This window comes from Mesorhizobium sp. NPDC059054, assembly GCF_042739215.1.
Lineage (GTDB): Bacteria > Pseudomonadota > Alphaproteobacteria > Rhizobiales > Rhizobiaceae > Mesorhizobium.
In genome coordinates, this window is sequence record NZ_JBHYHV010000004.1 from 331,679 (window position 1) to 348,705 (window position 17,027).

14 protein-coding genes are annotated in these 17,027 nt (G+C 61.7%); 9 read left to right on the forward strand and 5 right to left on the reverse strand.

Annotated features, from left to right (window positions below; genetic code table 11):
- Positions 1–30 precede the first annotated feature (30 nt).
- The 7 genes from ACFWXH_RS18850 (at position 31) to serA (ending at position 7,977) form a co-directional block, all read left to right on the forward strand.
- The gene (locus ACFWXH_RS18850) at positions 31–831 is read left to right on the forward strand and encodes an inositol monophosphatase family protein (protein WP_379122739.1); all 801 of its coding nucleotides are present in this window, start codon (positions 31–33) and stop codon (positions 829–831) included.
- Between the two features lie 184 nt (positions 832–1,015).
- The gene (locus ACFWXH_RS18855; protein ID WP_379122741.1) at positions 1,016–1,708 is read left to right on the forward strand and encodes a hemolysin III family protein; all 693 of its coding nucleotides are present in this window, start codon (positions 1,016–1,018) and stop codon (positions 1,706–1,708) included.
- A gap of 91 nt (positions 1,709–1,799) precedes the next feature.
- Complete coding sequence (locus tag ACFWXH_RS18860) at positions 1,800–2,822, forward strand: MotA/TolQ/ExbB proton channel family protein (protein ID WP_379122743.1); 1,023 nt, start codon at positions 1,800–1,802, stop codon at positions 2,820–2,822.
- Entirely contained in the window at positions 2,823–3,854 is a 1,032-nt protein-coding gene (locus ACFWXH_RS18865) for a peptidoglycan -binding protein (RefSeq protein ID WP_379122745.1), read from the forward strand. It abuts the gene before it with no gap.
- Positions 3,855–4,007: 153 nt separating this feature from the next.
- Positions 4,008–4,871, forward strand: coding sequence for an outer membrane protein (locus tag ACFWXH_RS18870; protein WP_379122747.1), 864 nt, complete (start codon positions 4,008–4,010; stop codon positions 4,869–4,871).
- Between the two features lie 202 nt (positions 4,872–5,073).
- Positions 5,074–6,249 carry a phosphoserine transaminase gene (locus tag ACFWXH_RS18875; RefSeq protein ID WP_379122749.1) on the forward strand — a complete coding sequence of 392 codons (1,176 nt, stop codon included), beginning with the start codon at positions 5,074–5,076 and terminating at the stop codon, positions 6,247–6,249.
- A gap of 126 nt (positions 6,250–6,375) precedes the next feature.
- Positions 6,376–7,977 carry a phosphoglycerate dehydrogenase gene (gene serA / locus ACFWXH_RS18880; protein ID WP_379122751.1) on the forward strand — a complete coding sequence of 534 codons (1,602 nt, stop codon included), beginning with the start codon at positions 6,376–6,378 and terminating at the stop codon, positions 7,975–7,977.
- Positions 7,978–8,039: 62 nt separating this feature from the next.
- On the opposite strand, the gene ACFWXH_RS18885 is transcribed toward serA, so the two are convergent.
- The gene (locus tag ACFWXH_RS18885) at positions 8,040–8,942 is read right to left on the reverse strand and encodes a DMT family transporter (protein WP_379122753.1); all 903 of its coding nucleotides are present in this window, start codon (positions 8,940–8,942) and stop codon (positions 8,040–8,042) included.
- Positions 8,943–9,231: 289 nt separating this feature from the next.
- Between ACFWXH_RS18885 and ACFWXH_RS18890 the strand changes: the two genes are divergently transcribed.
- A complete protein-coding gene (locus tag ACFWXH_RS18890; RefSeq protein WP_379122755.1) occupies positions 9,232–10,521 on the forward strand; it encodes an adenylosuccinate synthase in 1,290 nt (429 codons plus the stop codon).
- 72 nt (positions 10,522–10,593) lie between these two features.
- On the forward strand, positions 10,594–12,324 hold the full coding sequence (locus ACFWXH_RS18895) for a hypothetical protein (protein WP_379122757.1): 1,731 nt from the start codon (positions 10,594–10,596) through the stop codon (positions 12,322–12,324).
- A 33-nt stretch (positions 12,325–12,357) separates the two neighbouring features.
- On the opposite strand, the gene ACFWXH_RS18900 is transcribed toward ACFWXH_RS18895, so the two are convergent.
- The 4 genes from ACFWXH_RS18900 to ACFWXH_RS18915 all read right to left on the reverse strand — a co-directional run bounded on the left by ACFWXH_RS18900 (position 12,358) and on the right by ACFWXH_RS18915 (position 17,027).
- The gene (locus ACFWXH_RS18900) at positions 12,358–13,446 is read right to left on the reverse strand and encodes a DUF930 domain-containing protein (RefSeq protein WP_379122759.1); all 1,089 of its coding nucleotides are present in this window, start codon (positions 13,444–13,446) and stop codon (positions 12,358–12,360) included.
- A 153-nt stretch (positions 13,447–13,599) separates the two neighbouring features.
- Complete coding sequence (locus tag ACFWXH_RS18905) at positions 13,600–14,589, reverse strand: DUF2865 domain-containing protein (RefSeq protein ID WP_379122761.1); 990 nt, start codon at positions 14,587–14,589, stop codon at positions 13,600–13,602.
- A 194-nt stretch (positions 14,590–14,783) separates the two neighbouring features.
- Entirely contained in the window at positions 14,784–15,095 is a 312-nt protein-coding gene (locus ACFWXH_RS18910) for a hypothetical protein (protein WP_379122763.1), read from the reverse strand.
- A 117-nt stretch (positions 15,096–15,212) separates the two neighbouring features.
- Positions 15,213–17,027: an ABC-F family ATP-binding cassette domain-containing protein gene (locus tag ACFWXH_RS18915; RefSeq protein WP_379122765.1), complete on the reverse strand. Its 1,815-nt coding sequence runs from the start codon at positions 17,025–17,027 to the stop codon at positions 15,213–15,215.

Here is a 17,027-nt window from a genome sequence, read left to right on the forward strand (position 1 = left end):
CGGCTTCCCTGCATTTAAGGACTGTCCAGCATGGCGCGTTCCGCCCTTCTCAATGTCATGGTCCAGGCCGCGATGAAGGCGGGCCGCTCGCTGTCGCGCGATTTCGGCGAGGTGCAGAACCTGCAGGTCTCGATGAAGGGGCCGGGTGACTATGTCAGCCAGGCCGACCGCAAGGCCGAGGACATCATCTTTTCCGAACTCTCCAAGGCACGACCAGGCTACGCCTTCCTGATGGAGGAGCGTGGTACGGTCAGCGGCGATGACGATCAGCATCGCTGGATTGTGGACCCGCTGGACGGAACCACCAACTTCCTGCACGGCATTCCGATCTTCTCGGTCTCGATCGCGCTCGAACGCCAGGGGCAGATCGTCGCCGGCGTCATCTACAACCCGGCGATGGACGAGCTCTATACGGCAGAGCGCGGCGGCGGAGCCTTCATGAACGACCGCCGGCTGCGCGTTGCGGCCCGCAACAAGCTGTCCGATACGGTGATCGGCTGCGGCGTGCCGCATCTCGGCCGCGGGCATCATGGCAATTTCCTGATCGAACTGCGCAATGTCATGGCCGAGGTCTCCGGCATCCGCCGCCTCGGCTCCGCCGCACTTGACCTCGCCTATGTCGCCGCGGGCCGCATGGACGGTTACTGGGAAGACAAGCTGTCGCCCTGGGACATCGCTGCCGGCATCCTGTTGGTACGCGAAGCCGGCGGCTATGTATCCGATCCGGACGGCGGCCAGGGCATGCTTGAAAGCGGCAGCCTCGTTGCCGGCAACGAGGCGATCCACCGCGCGCTGCTTGCGACGCTGAAGAAGCCGATCGCTCCGCGCTGACGCGCCGCGCGTCCGTCCGGGCGCGCAAAAGGATGCCCTGGCACTTTGAATCTATGCGTCGCACGGCTCAAAATCGGTTACGATTCTGAGCCGATATGTGAAGTACGCCGCAGCCACGAAACCGTTACATAAGCTTGAAATACTCGCCAGCAACTCCCCAGATATGGCGGATGCAGGTGAAACCATGAGCGAAGGCCGGTCCGAGGTGGCTATCGACATCCCCTTTGTCGGGCGGTGGCACTACTCGCGCGCCGAGATGATCGCCGACGGCGTCGTTCATGCTGTCGGCATCGTACTGGCGATTGCCGCGGGCGCAGCCATGCTGACATTGGCCGCTTTCCACGCCGGGCCGGGCGAATATGTTGCCGCGGTGTTCTACGTGGTGGCGCTGCTCACCGTTCTTTCGGTGTCGATGGCCTACAATCTCTGGCCAGTGACGTCACGTGTGAAGTGGCTGCTACGCCGGTTCGACCATGCCGCAATCTATCTGTTGATCGCCGCTACCTATACGCCCTTCCTGGCTCAGCTCAGCGACACGACGCTCGCCGGCTGGATGCTCGGCCTGATCTGGACCGCTGCCGTTACCGGCATCGCCATCAAGGTCTTCCTGCCGGGCCGATTCGACCGCCTTGCCATCGTTTTCTATCTGGCCATCGGCTGGAGCGGGATCGTTCTGGTCGAACCGCTCGTCGGGACGCTCCCGGGAACGGCCATCGGCCTGCTGCTCGCCGGCGGCATTGTCTATTCGCTGGGCGTCATCTTCTTTGTCTGGAAGGGTTTGCGCTTCCACAACGTGCTGTGGCACGGCTTCGTTGTCACAGGCGCAGGACTGCATTTCGCGGCCATGCTGGACAGTCTGGTCATCAACCGGCTGTGAGCCCCTATTTCAGCACCTTCCAATTTCGTCACATTTCCGTTTAGAGTCGCGGCAAATCCTACTCGGCGACGACATCGCAAACGGGGCCGGAATGACCTTTCTGAAATCAATTACAGCGGGCCGAGGTTCGGATGTGCTGAGCTACGATCCGCACAAGCTTTCCAGCCCGCAAGTGTTCGTGATGACAATGGTGGTGTTTCTGGCCATCGTCGCCTTCATCGCCATCGTGTTGTCGCGCCAGATATCGACGGCCTTCGTGACCAACCCCGGCCTCAACGGCTTGATCGTCGGTGTGCTCGTGGTCGGTATCCTGCTGGCCTTTGTCCAGGTCGGCAGGTTGTTCCGCGAAGTGCGCTGGGTGAATTCGTTCCGGGCCGGTTCCGAAACGACCGAACCGGTGCTGCTTGCACCGATGAAGGCAATGATCGGGCGCTCCTCCTCGCTCGCCTTTTCGACCAGCGCGATGCGCACCATGCTGGATTCCATCGGCACGCGCCTGGATGAAAGCCGCGACACCTCGCGCTATCTCGTCGGGCTTCTGGTCTTCCTCGGCCTGCTCGGCACCTTCTGGGGCCTGCTGCATACGATCGGCTCGATCAGCGACACGATCCAGTCGCTCGACCCCGGATCGGGTGACGCGGCGGCTGTGCTCGATGCGCTGAAACAGGGCCTGTCGGCTCCCCTTTCAGGCATGGGCACCGCTTTTTCGTCCTCGCTGTTCGGCCTCTCGGGGTCGCTTGTGCTTGGCTTCCTCGACCTGCAGGCCGGTCGGGCGCAGAACCGCTTCTACACGGAACTCGAGAATTGGCTGTCCACGGTCACCGACCTTTCTTCGGATATCGGCGCATCCGATACGTCGCGTTCGGAATCGTCCGACGAATTGCGAGCCCTTTCGGAACGCCTGCGCCACATGAGCGAGAGCGACGGCTCCAATCCGCGCGTTGCCACCGCCATGGCCAACCTCGCCGACGGTATTTCCGGCCTGGTGAAGAACATGCGCTCCGAACAGCAGATCATGCGCGACTGGGTGGAAGCGCAATCGGACGAGCAGAAGGCCATGCGCGCCACGCTGGACAAGATTGCCGAGGCCCTGAAGAGCCGGGAGCCCAACTAAATGGCGCTCGCGAGAGGGCGACGCAGCTATCGCCACATCGACTACTGGCCGGGCTTTGTCGATGCGCTTTCGACATTGCTGCTCGCCATCATGTTCCTGCTTTCCGTGTTCGTGCTGGCGCAGTTCCTCCTCAGCCGTGAGATTTCCGGAAAAGATGTGGTGCTCAGCCGGCTCAACGCGCAGATCAACGAACTGACGCAGCTTCTGGCTCTGGAAAAAAGCAACAGCCAGGACGCCCAGGATTCGCTTGCCAATCTGCAGGCTTCGCTCTCCGCCGCGGAAGCAGAAAGGAGCCGTCTGCAGCAGTTGCTGGATGCAGGCTCCGGCGCAGGCAATGCCGCCAGCCAGCGTGCCACCCAATTGGAAGGGGAACTCGACACCGAGCGCCAGGTCAGCCAGCGCGCGTTGAGCCAGGTCGAACTGCTCAACCAGCAGATCGCAGCGCTACGCAAGCAGATTGCAGCCCTCGAGGACGCGCTGAATGCGTCCGAGGCGCGCGATCGCGAGTCCAACACCAAGATCGCCGATCTCGGCCGGCGCCTGAACGTCGCGCTTGCCCAGCGCGTGCAGGAACTGAACCGCTACCGCTCGGATTTCTTCGGCCGCCTGCGCGAGATCCTTTCCGACCGCGAGAACATCCGCATTGTCGGCGACCGTTTCGTCTTCCAGTCCGAAGTATTGTTCCCTCTCGGATCGGAAGAGATCAACGATGCCGGCAAGGTCGAGATGAAGAAGCTGGCCGATGCGGTCATCGAACTGCAGAAGGAGATTCCGCCGGAGATCAACTGGGTGCTTCGCGTGGACGGACACACCGACAACCGCCCGCTTTCAGGCACCGGGCGCTTCAAGGACAATTGGGAATTGTCATCCGCGCGCGCGACCTCAGTGGTCAAATTCCTGATATCCAATGGCGTTCCGGCCAACCGGCTGGTTGCAGCGGGTTTCGGCGAATACCAGCCGCTGGACGCCACGGATACCGACGATGCGCGATCCAAGAACCGTCGCATCGAATTGAAGCTGACCGAACGCTGAGGCGACAAGTTTCGGGCAGCGTATCCATCCCAACAAAATCAAAGGGGTAACGGTTCGTTATCCTTAACGGTGACTTAACCACTATAGTTAAGAATGCTCTCAGATGGGGCGTGATCGCGTGGGCGATCGGCGCGGGTTTGGGAGCTTGGATCCATGCAATTCGAATTGCGCATCGCGCTGGCGCTGGCTGCTACCGTGCTGCTGCCGCAGGCATCGGCGCTTGCTGCCGACTACGATCCACCGATCTATGTCGACCAGGCACCGGAATACCAACCGGTCGAGGTCGGCTCGGGATGGTATCTGCGCGGCGACATCGGCTATGCGTTTTCCCATCCTTTCAAGAAGCGGGAAGATTTCACTTCAACCTCGAACTATGACTACAAATCGAACGAGTTCACCGGCAGCATCGGCGCTGGCTACCACCTGAACGACTATCTCCGAGCGGAGTTGAATTTCGGCATCCTGCCGAGCAACAAATTCAGCGACACGGTTCTTATGCCGGATGCCTGCCGCGGCCATACCAACGTGGTTGTCGGTACGGATCCCATCGTGTTGCAGCCTGTTGCCGCTACGCAGGATTGCAATGTCGGCAATTTTGGCACGAACAAGGCCTATACCGTCATGGCCAACGCCTATGTCGATCTCGGCACCTATGTCGGACTGACCCCTTATATTGGCGGCGGCCTGGGTCTCGCTTACACGCGATATGCGAAATCCGTGGGTAAGAAGGATTGCAGGGAAATCCCCACCAACACCAGCGGCGCCGGCGGCTTCGCCTGTGACGATCCGGTCGGCTACGATGGGCAGAACGATTCGCAATCCAAGTTCAACCTGGCGTATTCGCTGGGCGCGGGTGTCGCCTACCAGGTCAGCAAAAACGTCTCCCTGGATGTCGGTTACGAATATTTTGCGATACCCGGCGGCAAGTATGTCGCCTACGATGACGGCCAGTTCAACGTCCGCAAAGGCCTCGACTACCATCAGGTCAAGGTTGGCTTCCGCTACGACCTCTGGTAGCAGCCTCTTCAAATCCAAAGCAAAAAAGGCAGGCCAAAAGCCTGCCTTTTTGTTATCGGTGTTGCTCACTTCACGGTCACGAAACCGGTATCCCGCAAACGACAAAAACTTTGTTCTTGACGCCGGCAGATTGAAGTCCTATCGCCGTCCGTGGGCCACCCCTCCCCACCGAGGGGCTTACTATCTGGAAGGATAGACCACGATGACGACTCTCCCCAAGCCGGACGTGCGTCCGGCAAATCCCAATTTTTCCTCAGGTCCCTGCGCAAAACGCCCCGGCTGGTCGGTCGAGGCGCTGAAGAATGCTGCTTTGGGCCGCTCGCACCGCGCCAAGATCGGCAAAGTCAAGCTGGCCGACGCCATCGACCTTACCCGCGAAATCCTGCAAGTCCCGGCCGACTACCGTATCGGTATAGTCCCCGCCTCCGACACCGGCGCTGTCGAAATGGCGCTCTGGTCGCTGCTCGGCGAACGCGGCGTCGACATGGTTGCCTGGGAGAGCTTCGGCGCCGGCTGGATCACCGACGTGGTCAAGCAACTCAGGCTCGAAGATGCGCGCAAGTTCGAGGCGCCCTATGGCGAACTGCCCGACCTGACCAAGATCGATTTCGACCGCGACGTCGTCTTCACCTGGAATGGCACGACCTCCGGCGTGCGCGTGCCCAACGGGGACTTCATTCCGGCCGATCGCAAGGGCCTGACCATCTGCGACGCAACGTCGGCCGCCTTCGCCCAGCGGCTCGATTTCGCCAAGCTCGACGTCGTCACCTTCTCCTGGCAGAAGGCGCTGGGTGGCGAAGGCGCGCACGGCATGCTGATCCTGTCGCCGCGCGCTGTCGAGCGGCTTGAGACCTGCAAGCCGGCCTGGCCGCTGCCGAAGATCTTCCGCCTGACCTCGGGCGGCAAGCTGATCGAAGGCATCTTCAAGGGCGAGACGATCAACACGCCGTCGATGCTGTGCGTGGAAGATTATCTCGACGCCTTGAACTGGGCGAAGGGGCTGGGCGGACTCGATGCCTTGATTGCCCGCGCGGATGCCAATTTCGCGGCACTTGATGCTTTCGTGCAGAAATCGGCCTGGCTGAGCAACCTGGCTGTGGTTCCGGAGACGCGCTCGAACACCTCGATCTGTCTTTCGATCGTCGATCCGGATGTCACAGCGCTCGACGCCGACGGCCAGGCGGCCTTCGCCAAGGGCATCGTCTCGGTGCTCGACAAGGAAGGTGTCGCCTTCGACATCGGCCACTATCGCGACGCCCCTCCCGGACTTCGCATTTGGGCCGGCGCCACGGTCGAGACAGCCGATCTGGTTTCGCTGACAGCTTGGCTCGACTGGGCCTTTGCGAACCAGAAGGCGGCGCTCAAGGCCGCGGCCTGACGCAGATTTGCGGCGGCCCCAGAACGTGATCCCGAAAAGTGGAAACCGGTTTTCGGAAAAGATCACGCTCCAACAAGGGGGCCGCCCTTCCCCTGACGATCCAATTCACACTTCAAGGAGGCAGCAATGGCGCCCCGCGTACTCGTTTCAGACAAACTCTCCACCACCGCCGTCCAGATCTTCAAGGATCGCGGTGTCGAAGTCGACTATCTGCCCGATCTCGGCAAGGACAAGGAAAAGCTGCTCGAAGTCATTAGCCAGTATGATGGTCTCGCCATCCGCTCGGCCACGAAGGTCACCGAGAAGCTGATCGCGGCCGCGACCAGGCTGAAGGTCGTCGGCCGCGCCGGCATAGGCGTCGACAATGTCGATATTCCCGCCGCGTCGCGGCGCGGTATCATCGTCATGAACACGCCATTCGGCAATTCGATCACCACGGCGGAACACGCCATTGCGCTGATGTTCGCGGTCGCGCGCCAGATTCCCGAAGCCAACACCTCGACGCACGCCGGCAAGTGGGAAAAGAACCGCTTCATGGGCGTCGAGATCACCAGCAAGACGCTCGGCCTGATCGGCTGCGGCAATATCGGCTCGATCGTCGCCACCCGGGCCGTCGGCCTGAAGATGCATGTCGTCGCGTTCGACCCGTTCCTGTCCGAACAACGTGCCGAGGAACTAGGTGTCGAGAAAGTCGAGCTGGAGGAGCTGTTTGCCCGCGCAGACTTCATCACCCTGCACACACCGCTGACCGACAAGACCCGCAACATCATCAACGCCGAGGCGATCGCCAAGATGAAGAATGGTGTGCGCATCATCAACTGCGCGCGCGGCGGCCTGGTGGTCGAGCAGGACCTGATCGCGGGCTTGAAGAGCGGCAAGGTGGCCGGTGCCGGCATCGACGTGTTCGAAGTCGAGCCCGCCGAACAGAACGAACTGTTCAACATGGACAATGTCGTCTGTACGCCGCATCTCGGCGCCTCCACTTCGGAAGCACAGGAGAACGTCGCACTCCAGGTCGCCGAGCAAATGGCCGACTATCTGGTCAAGGGTGCCGTCACCAACGCCATCAACATGCCTTCGATCACAGCGGAGGAAGCCCCGCGGCTGAAACCTTTCGTCAAGCTGGCCGAGGTGCTCGGCGCCTTCGTCGGCCAGGTCACCGAAGACCCGATCAAGGAGGTCGAGATCCTGTTCGACGGCTCGACCGCGCAGATGAACACCAAGGCGCTGATCAGCGCAGCTCTCGCCGGCCTGATCCGGCCCCAGGTGGCCGACGTCAACATGGTGTCGGCACCGATCATGGTGAAGGAGCGCGGCATCATCGTCGCCGAGGTCAAGCGCGACAAATCGGGCGTGTTCGACGGGTATATCAAGCTGACCGTCAAGACGGAGCATATGACGCGCTCGATCGCCGGCACCTGTTTCTCGGATGGCAAGCCGCGCTTCATTCAGATCAAGGGCATCAACCTCGACGCCGAAGTCGGCCAGCACATGCTGTATACCACCAATGCCGATGCACCCGGCATCATCGGCCTGCTCGGCACGGTCTGCGGCGAAAGTGGCGTCAACATCGCGAACTTCCAGCTCGGCCGCAACCGGCCGGGCGGCGACGCAATCGCGCTGCTCTATCTAGATGCTCCGTTCCCCGAGGCGGTGCTGGCCAAACTGCGCGCGCACGAGTCGATCGATTCGGCCAAGCGCCTGCAGTTCGATGTTGGGCCGGCCTGATCACCGATCGCCTGCGAAATTGAAAAAGGCGCGGCTCGGCCGCGCCTTTTTTCGGAGTCCAATCAGACTTCCTGTCCGGCTATGGTTCGACGGCTGCCATGCTCAGCCAGCCAGATACCGCCGAAGACCGATGCCAACGCGATCGCGTGGTAGAGGTGGAATTCCTCGCCCAGGATCAGAATGGACAGCAGGGTGCCGAAAATCGGCACAAGGTTGATGAACAATCCGGCGCGGTTGGCACCGATCAATTCGATGCCACGAATATAGGTGACCTGTGAGATGACCGAGGCGCCGAGTGCCGTATAAAGCGTAATTGCCCACCCTTCCCGATCGGGGAGGATGGCCGAGCCGCTGGCGACTTCCCAGACGAAGAACGGCACCGAGACCAGGAGTGCGGCGATCGACAGGGCCAACATGAGGCTCTGCCACTGCAAGACAGGTTTGAGCCGCAGCCCAACCGAATAGCCGCTGTAGAGCACGACGGCGATCAGCATGATCGCGTCGCCGAAATTCAGGTTGAGCTTCAGGAGCTGGGCCGGATCACCATGGCTGGCGGTGAGAATGACGCCGACAATGGTGAGCATGACACCGAGCGCCTGTGGCCAGCCTATCCTGAGACGGAAGAACAGGAAATTCGCGACAATGATCAGGATCGGCATGCTGGCCTGCTCGATCGAAACGTTGATCGCCGTCGTATAGTTCAGCGCCGCATAGAAAATCACATTGAAGAGCGAGAAACCGCAAGCGCCGAGAACGACAAGCAGGAACAGATGCCGCCGGATGGTCGGCCAGTCCTCCACGAAGGCGCGGCCGCCAATCGGCAGCAGGATGACGACGGCCATGACCCAACGGAAGAACACCAGCGTCATCGGCGAGACATGGCCGACCGCAAGTTTTCCAGCCACGGCGTTGCCACCCCACAGCAGCGTGGTGAGAAGAAGCAGAGCGTAGGCTTTGCGATGCATGTGGCAGACTCCGCCGGATCGTCTGGGGACACGATGGCACCGGCCTATGGTGCTGCGGCAGCCAAGTAAATGATGCAGAAGGCCAAAATCCTGTGCCGAGCGCATGATCCCGAACCGAAGGTCCGCGAAGCAAGAAGTTGGAGACTTTTCCGGGTCAAGATCACACGCCAAAACAAAGAGATGGCCTTCACGGCAAAGAAAGGGTCGCGCAACGAAGGGCTTGAGGCTATATGGGCCTGTCGTGGCGGGCTTTGAGGCCCGCTTTTGGTGTTGAGCAAGGGATAGTGATATGGCCAATGTGGTGGTCGTCGGCTCGCAATGGGGCGACGAAGGCAAAGGCAAGATCGTGGACTGGCTGGCCGACCGCGCCGATGTGGTCGTGCGCTTCCATGGCGGCCATAATGCTGGCCACACACTGGTCATCGATGGTGTCAGCTACAAACTTGCCCTGCTGCCCTCAGGCCTCGTACAGGGCAAACTCTCGGTCATCGGCAACGGCGTCGTGGTCGACCCGCACCACTTCATCGCGGAGCTGGAAAAATTGCGCGACCAGGGGGTGACGATCACCCCGGAAATCCTGCGTATCGCCGACAACGCCCCGCTGATCCTGTCGCTGCACCGTGAACTCGATGCCATCCGCGAAGATGCGAATTCCGGTCTCAAGATCGGCACCACCCGCCGCGGCATTGGACCGGCCTATGAGGACAAGGTGGGGCGCCGTTCGATCCGACTGGTCGATCTGGCAGACCCTGAGACGCTGATGCCCAAGATCGAGCGGCTTCTGACCCATCACAACGCGCTCCGGCGCGGCATGGGGTTGAACGAGATCGCGCCCGAGACGATCCATGCCGAATTGACCTCCGTCGCAGACCAGATCCTGCCCTTCATGGATCAGGTCTGGCGTGTGCTCGATGAAAAGCGCCGGACTGGCGCTCGTATCCTGTTCGAGGGCGCGCAGGGCGCGCTGCTGGACAACGACCACGGCACCTATCCCTTCGTTACCTCGTCCAACACCGTCGCTGGGCAGGCCGCAGCCGGCTCGGGCCTCGGTCCAACCGCTATCGGCTATGTCCTGGGCATCACCAAGGCTTACACGACCCGCGTTGGCGAAGGCCCCTTCCCTTGCGAGCTGGATGACGAGATCGGTCGTCATCTGGCCAAGGTCGGCCGCGAGGTTGGCGTCAACACCGGCCGCCCCCGCCGCTGCGGCTGGTTCGACGCCGTGCTGGTACGCCAGACGGTCAAGACTTCCGGCATCACCGGTATTGCGTTGACCAAGCTCGACGTTCTGGATGGGCTGAAGGAAATCAAGATCTGCGTCGGCTATGAGCTCGACGGCCAGCAGATCGACTATCTGCCTGCCTCAATGCGGGCACAAGCTGCGGTTAAGCCGATTTACGAAACCCTCGAAGGCTGGTCGCAGACGACCGCTGGGGCAAGAAGCTGGGCCGAATTGCCGGCTCAGGCGGTCAAATATGTGCGTTACATTGAGGAATTGATCGGTGCCCCCGTGGCGCTTCTTTCCACAAGTCCGGAACGGGACGACACCATACTTGTGACTGATCCGTTTCAAGATTAATTGTCAAAAGCCTGGCGGGCCTGCTGATTTGCTGAGTCCGCCCTGGAAGCGAACGACAGGTTCGATTGAAGCATGGCAGATTTCGTTGCGGTTCTGAAGAAGACGCTCGACGGGCTCGGCGAGACGACGCCGGACGTGCGCGCCAAAGTCTATGACAAGGCACGCGCCACCATCGAGAGTAAACTGGCGGCCATCAGTCCGCCACCGCCCGCCGCGGTTGCCGATCGTCAGCGCAAGGCGCTGGAAGATGCCATTGCCTCTGTCGAAAAGGACTACACCAAGAGCGCACAACCCCCGCTCGACCCGCTGGCGGAACTCGAGAACATTTTCTCCTCGATCGACCGCAACCGCACGCAGCAGACCCATGTGCGGCCAGCGACGAAGACCGAGCCTGCGGCACCTGCACCACAAGCGCAGACTCCTGCTTCTTCCCGCGTCGAGGAGCGCTCCGCCCAGGCGCAACCTTCCTGGCAAAAGCCACAGCCGGAACCGCGCCGGTCGGAACCACAGTCTGCACCAGCCGCCAAGCCGACCTCCGTGCTATCCGGTTCGAAACCCACGCTTGAGTCGGGATGGTCAAAGCCGAAAACCGAGACCAAGCCCGCTTTCGATTCCGACAAGGCCACGACGTCTTCTTCCGATCGGCCGCTGGCGCAAGCCTTCGAGGCCGACAAACGGCTACCCGATGTCCACGACACGATTTTCTCGAAGCAGCAGCCTGTCGATGACGATGTCGCCGACGAGCATTTCGACGACATCGACGAGCCGGAGAACAAACGCGGTCTAGGCCGCGTCATCGCCGCCGTTGTCGCCCTCGCAGTCCTGGCCGGTGGCGGCTACGGCGTGTGGCTGAACAGGGACGCGTTCAAGGACATGTTCGGCTCGAACAAGACCGAGACCGCTGACAACCAGCCCGCGCAGCCAGCGACACCGGAAAAGCCCGCTGAACCGACACCAGCCCAGCCGAACGCGGCGGCGAATTCCCCTGCTCCGGCGGCGGAAAATGGTGAACCGCAGAAACTCACGCAGCGGCTGCTGCCCGATGGCAAGGAGACGGATCCTGGTCGCGCTGGTGGCGCGACAAGCGTCGGCGAAGGCACGTCGATCGTCGCCTTGACCACTCCGCCACCGACGACGCCCGCTGAAGGCCAACCGACCACGCCTGGAGCCCCGGCACCGACGGATCCTGCGGCAGCGGGCCAGACGACACCGGCGACGCCAGGCGCGACCGCCACGCAGCCAGCCATTCCGGTCGGCCAGAAGGCGATCTACTACGAAGAGCGCACCTCCTCGGCTGAAGGATCGGCTCAGCCCGGCAACATCGTCTGGTCCGTGGTTCAGGAATCGCCGGGCGGCGATGCTCCGCCCGAACCGGCGATCCGCGCCGAGGTGACGGTGCCGGCCAAGGACGTGCAGTTGCGCATGACCATCCGCCGCAATGCCGATCAGACCTTGCCGGCCAGCCACATCATCGAGATGATTTTCCTCACCCCGCAGGGCTTCGAAGGCGGCGGCATCGACAACGTGCTGCGCATCGCCATGAAAACGTCCGAGCAGGAAGCCGGCAGCCCGCTGATCGGCGTGCCCGCCAAGATCGCCGACGGCTATTTCCTCGTTGCGCTGAACGACACCAAAGCCGACCAGGACGCCAACCTGACCTTGTTGCGCAACCAGGAATGGATCGACATTCCCGTTGTCTACAAATCGGGACGGCGTGCGCTGATCACCATGGAAAAGGGCCTTCCCGGCGACAAGGTCTTTGACGAAGCGCTCAAGGCGTGGCAGGCGAAGACGTCCGGTTAACTGCCGCTGCTATACCAACCACGATGGTTTCAGTCAGGTTCCAGGCAATACACGGGCAGACCGATCGAGGGCTGCCCATTCAGCCTGCGGGACAAGAGCTCCGGTACGGGAAACAAAAGACAATACCCGTGTCGCGTTGGCATCAACCTCACATCGAAAGCTTACTCTGTACCAGGCCGTTCGGGTGCGAAAGGTTGCGTCAGGAGCATCCAGCACATTGCCTGCCTTGAGGAGACGGTATGGGAGCAATTCGGCGAAGTAACCTTCGTCCCGAAGCTGCCGCTGCAATGCGCTCGCGCAAAGTTTGCCAACCCGTTGATCGCGCGTCAATCCGTCCATCGAGGTCTCGGCCAGCGCGGCGCCGGTCGCACTTTGCGAATTGAGCCTACGGACACCCGGAAGATTGGAATATCCCTGCGGCAAGGCAGCAGCCACATCCGTGGAACTTGATCTTCTGGCGCCGGCGCTTGCCGGATTCGGCGTCTTTGCGGGCCTGGGCTGCGGCGCTGCGGCCGCCATGGGAAGCTCGATTTCGGCGGCGTCACCCGCCACGGGTTCCTGCGTATCGGCACCGGTTGGCTTGGCCTCTTGCTCGTCAGGCTTCGGTGAGCTCGCATTCTTAGCCGAATCCTGTGGAGCTTCGCGGTCGCCTTCCGCGTCTGCCTGTTTCGGGAGATCTGGCGTGGCTTCGGGTTTAGGCTCGCTTTCTTTCATAGCGCCAGGCTGCTTCGGATTATCATTCTTAGCCGGCGACGCAGAGCTTTCTTGCGCACTGTTTCCGTCCATGGATTTCTGTGGACCAGTGTCCTTGGCGCCGTACTGGAAAACGGGTTTCAGCTCCTCGATAGGCGGACGCGTTCTTGGCGAAAGCGGCTTCTCAACCGTCTGATCCAGCGGCTTTTCGATCTCGGCATCCTTTGGCGATGCTGCCGGAACCGGTTTCGGCTTCATTTGTTCGGGCGGCGGCACCATCACGACATTGATCGGTCCATCGTCCGGCTGCTGCTGAGGATGCCTAGACGAGCCGTAGAGCAGAAGCGCGATGACGAGCGCATGAAGGATCAGCGATGGGGTCAAGCCCCACAGCAGACCGCCATCATGCTCCCGTGCCTCGCTGTTCATGGTCACCGATTTGGGACGAAATAGCGGCGACATCAAGTATGCGCGCCATCACATGTCGAACGGCGCATTCGCCGTATGACGACGCCGGCAGCGGAATGCCTTGCGTATCGGGCGACGACAGGAACGAGGCTGCGGTTCGTAGCGAGGCGTTCTTCAAGGATCCGGCAGGAAGGCCGGCCCGACAATGCGCACGGCCCGATCCGATGCAGGCTCTTCCATCAATGCCATCGGTGCGGGCGCATCAACGTTTGTTGGATCGGCAGTCGTCGATCCCACCAGGTCCTGCTCCGGCTTGTCAGTCGGAAGCGGGATCACGGCGTTTTTCATGTTGCCGGGCGTTACCGTCCGCGCGCGCATTTCATTGACCCGGCTATAGTAACGGCGCAGATCACAGCTCTTGAAGGCCGAATCGTCGCGGTAACGAAACGCCGTCGGCAACTCCTTGTAAGGTCTGCGTTCGGCGACCGAGATCATTTCCTCCGTTTCCAGGCTGGGATCGGTCAGGGCGAACACCTCCATGGCCGGATCGTCGCAAATAAAACGGCATTGGTCGGTGGTCTCTTTCAAATCTCCGTCCCTGGCGAATTGCGATTTCGGCGCCGGAAAGAAATAGCCGTCGGAGGGGCGCACGCAATAAAGCATCGAAGTGCTGCCAACCCACGTCGATGCTGAAGACGTGGACCCTGAAGAAGAGGCGCGCGCGGCCTGTCTCTCGCGCCGCTCCGGTGCACAGCCGAGTGCAACATAACGGGCCCGCAGAACCGACGTGTCGCGTCCGCCGCTGCTTGCCGCCATCTGCCTCATGACGTCCGCGCGCATGCGCTCCAGATCGCCACAAGGATCGAAGAAGCCGCCAGAACTCTTGCCCGAACATTGTCGCCGCCGCTCCAGCGCCTGGATGGCCACGAGTTGTCGTCGCAACTGCGCCTGTTGCGGGCTGACGCCACCGCCGCCGCTGCTGCGTATCTGGCGCGCCAGCGATGAGCACTCGTCCCCGAATGCCGCGGAAGTCGCTATCGTCCCGAAAGCGAATATGCCGATCAGCAATGCCGAGAGCGAGCGCACCGAAACGATGCGGCCGCAAAGGAGGAGAAAGCTGTCTCCCCGCGTGAAGTAACCCAACCCAGTCCCAAGAATACGCATGCCGCAATGCCTTGATGCAAACTGGTCTTTATTAACGCGGGCGGACGCTACACCAACCATATGTCATTATGAAAGTACTTCATAATATATCGAACAATGTGGTTACGTCCGGGGTCGGACTCAGAACCGTCCGTTAAGCATAACCGATAGCCTGGCAGTGAGAGCAAGGCGCCGGAAGCACATGTTCGGCCGGGTTAGATGCCCGAACCGTACAGTTCCTCTTCGCTGCCTTCCCAAGGTGTCGGCATGTCGGCCAGGGCGCTCGCGTTCGCATTGGCGCTCGGCAACGGCATCCAGCATTTCAGTTCGGGATCGGCATATTCGATCATATGGCCGGGGTAGGAATCGTTCGCACGCCATCCTTCCATGCCGAACTGGTCGGCCCGCGCCCAATAGGCGACGTCGACTTCCGCAGGTCCCTGCTCGGATGACCTCACCGTGACCAGGACACGGCTGCCGTCCTTCGGCGCGCTCGACATGTGACGCCACCCGGTCGGTTCTGCCATGAATTCCTCCTCCGTCGGCCAATCAATGCCCGCCAACGGTAGCACGATCCGCCCCGCCAAGATCAATGCCAGATTTGCCGATTGCCGGAATAAGAGTGCAGCGGCCGAAGCAGCGCCTCAGCCTTCCAGTTCCTCGCGCAGCATTTCCAGTTCCAGCCACTCTTCCTCGAGAGTGGCAAGCGTCGCTCGTTCCTTGTCGAGCGCCGCGATCGTCTTCTGGAAACCAACCGCGTCCCGCTCATAGAAGGCCGGATCGGCGATGTTGTTCTCCAGTCTGGCGATCGATGCCGTCACCGCCTCGATCTTCTTCGGCAGATTTTCCAAGGCGAATTTCTGCTTGAAGGAGAGCTTCCTTGCCGACTCTTTCGGCGCCTCCGAACGCGGCTTTTCAGCTTTCGGCTCAGCGGACTGCCCGTTGCGGGCTTTGCGGTCCTCGAGCTTCGTGCCGCCGCGCTGCGCCAGCATGTCGGAGTAGCCTCCGGCATATTCCACCCAACGGCCAGCTCCGTCAGGCGCGATCACACTGGTGACCGTGCGATCGAGGAAATCGCGATCGTGGCTGACCAGGATGACCGTGCCGGCGAAACCGGCCACCAGTTCCTGCAGCAGCTCCAGCGTCTCCATGTCGAGATCGTTTGTCGGCTCGTCCAGTACCAGAAGGTTTGCCGGCCGCGCCAGGACACGGGCAAGCAGCAATCGTGCCCGCTCGCCGCCGGAAAGCTCGCGCACCGGCGTGCGTGCCTGCTCCGGCTTGAACAGGAAATCCTTCATGTAGGACACGACATGACGCTGCTCGCCATTGATGACGAGGTTCTCGCCGCGCCCGTCCGTCAGGTAGTGGGCCAGCGTTTCATCCGGGTCGGCCGCCTCGCGCTTCTGGTCGAGTGCGGCGATCTCGAGGTTGACGCCCAGCCGCACCGAACCCGCATCCGGCTTCAACTCCCCAGTCAGCATCTTCAGCAGCGTCGTCTTGCCGGCACCGTTGGGACCGACCAGACCGACGCGATCGCCGCGCTGGATGCGGGTCGAAAAATCCTTCACCACGGTGAGATCGCCGAAGCTCTTCTCGATGTTCTTGGCTTCGATCACCAGCTTGCCGGATTCGGCGGCGTCGCTTGCCACCAGCGTCGCAGTGCCCTCGGCGCCGCGATGACTGCGGAAGCGCTGGCGCATCGTCTGCAATTCGCCAAGCCGGCGCATGTTGCGCTTGCGCCGCGCGGTCACGCCGTAGCGCAGCCAGTGCTCCTCGCGCACGATCTGCCGGCCGAGCTTGTGCTGGTCGCGTTCTTCTTCCTCCAGAACCTGGTCACGCCATTCCTCGAAATGGGCGAAGCTCTTGTCGAGCCGGCGAGTCTGGCCGCGATCGAGCCATACGGTGGCGCGCGAGATGCGCTGCAGGAAACGACGGTCGTGGGAAATGACGATCAAGGCCGAGGAGGTGCGCGCCAGCTCTTCTTCCAGCCATTCGATGACGGCGAGGTCGAGATGGTTCGTTGGCTCGTCGAGCAGCAGAATGTCGGGCTCCGGTGCCATGACACGGGCCAATGCGGCACGGCGCGCCTCGCCTCCGGAAAGATCGGCGGGGCGCTCTTCGCCAGTAAGACCCAGATGCTCCATCAGATAGGTCGCGCGATACGGGTCGTCGGCCGGCCCCAGTCCCGCCTCGACATAGGCACGCACGCTCGCAAAACCGTCCATATCAGGGATCTGCGGCAGGTAGCGGACGGTTGCCGTCGGCTGGCGAAACACCTCGCCATCCTGCGGCTCGATCATGCCGGCAGCGATCTTGAGCAATGTCGACTTGCCGGAACCATTGCGGCCGACCAACGCGATCTTGTCGCCGGGAGCGGCTACGAGCTCCGCCCCGTCCAGCAAGGGCGTGCCGCCGAAGGTCAGCTTGATATCGGTCAAATTGAGAAGTGGCGGCGCCAT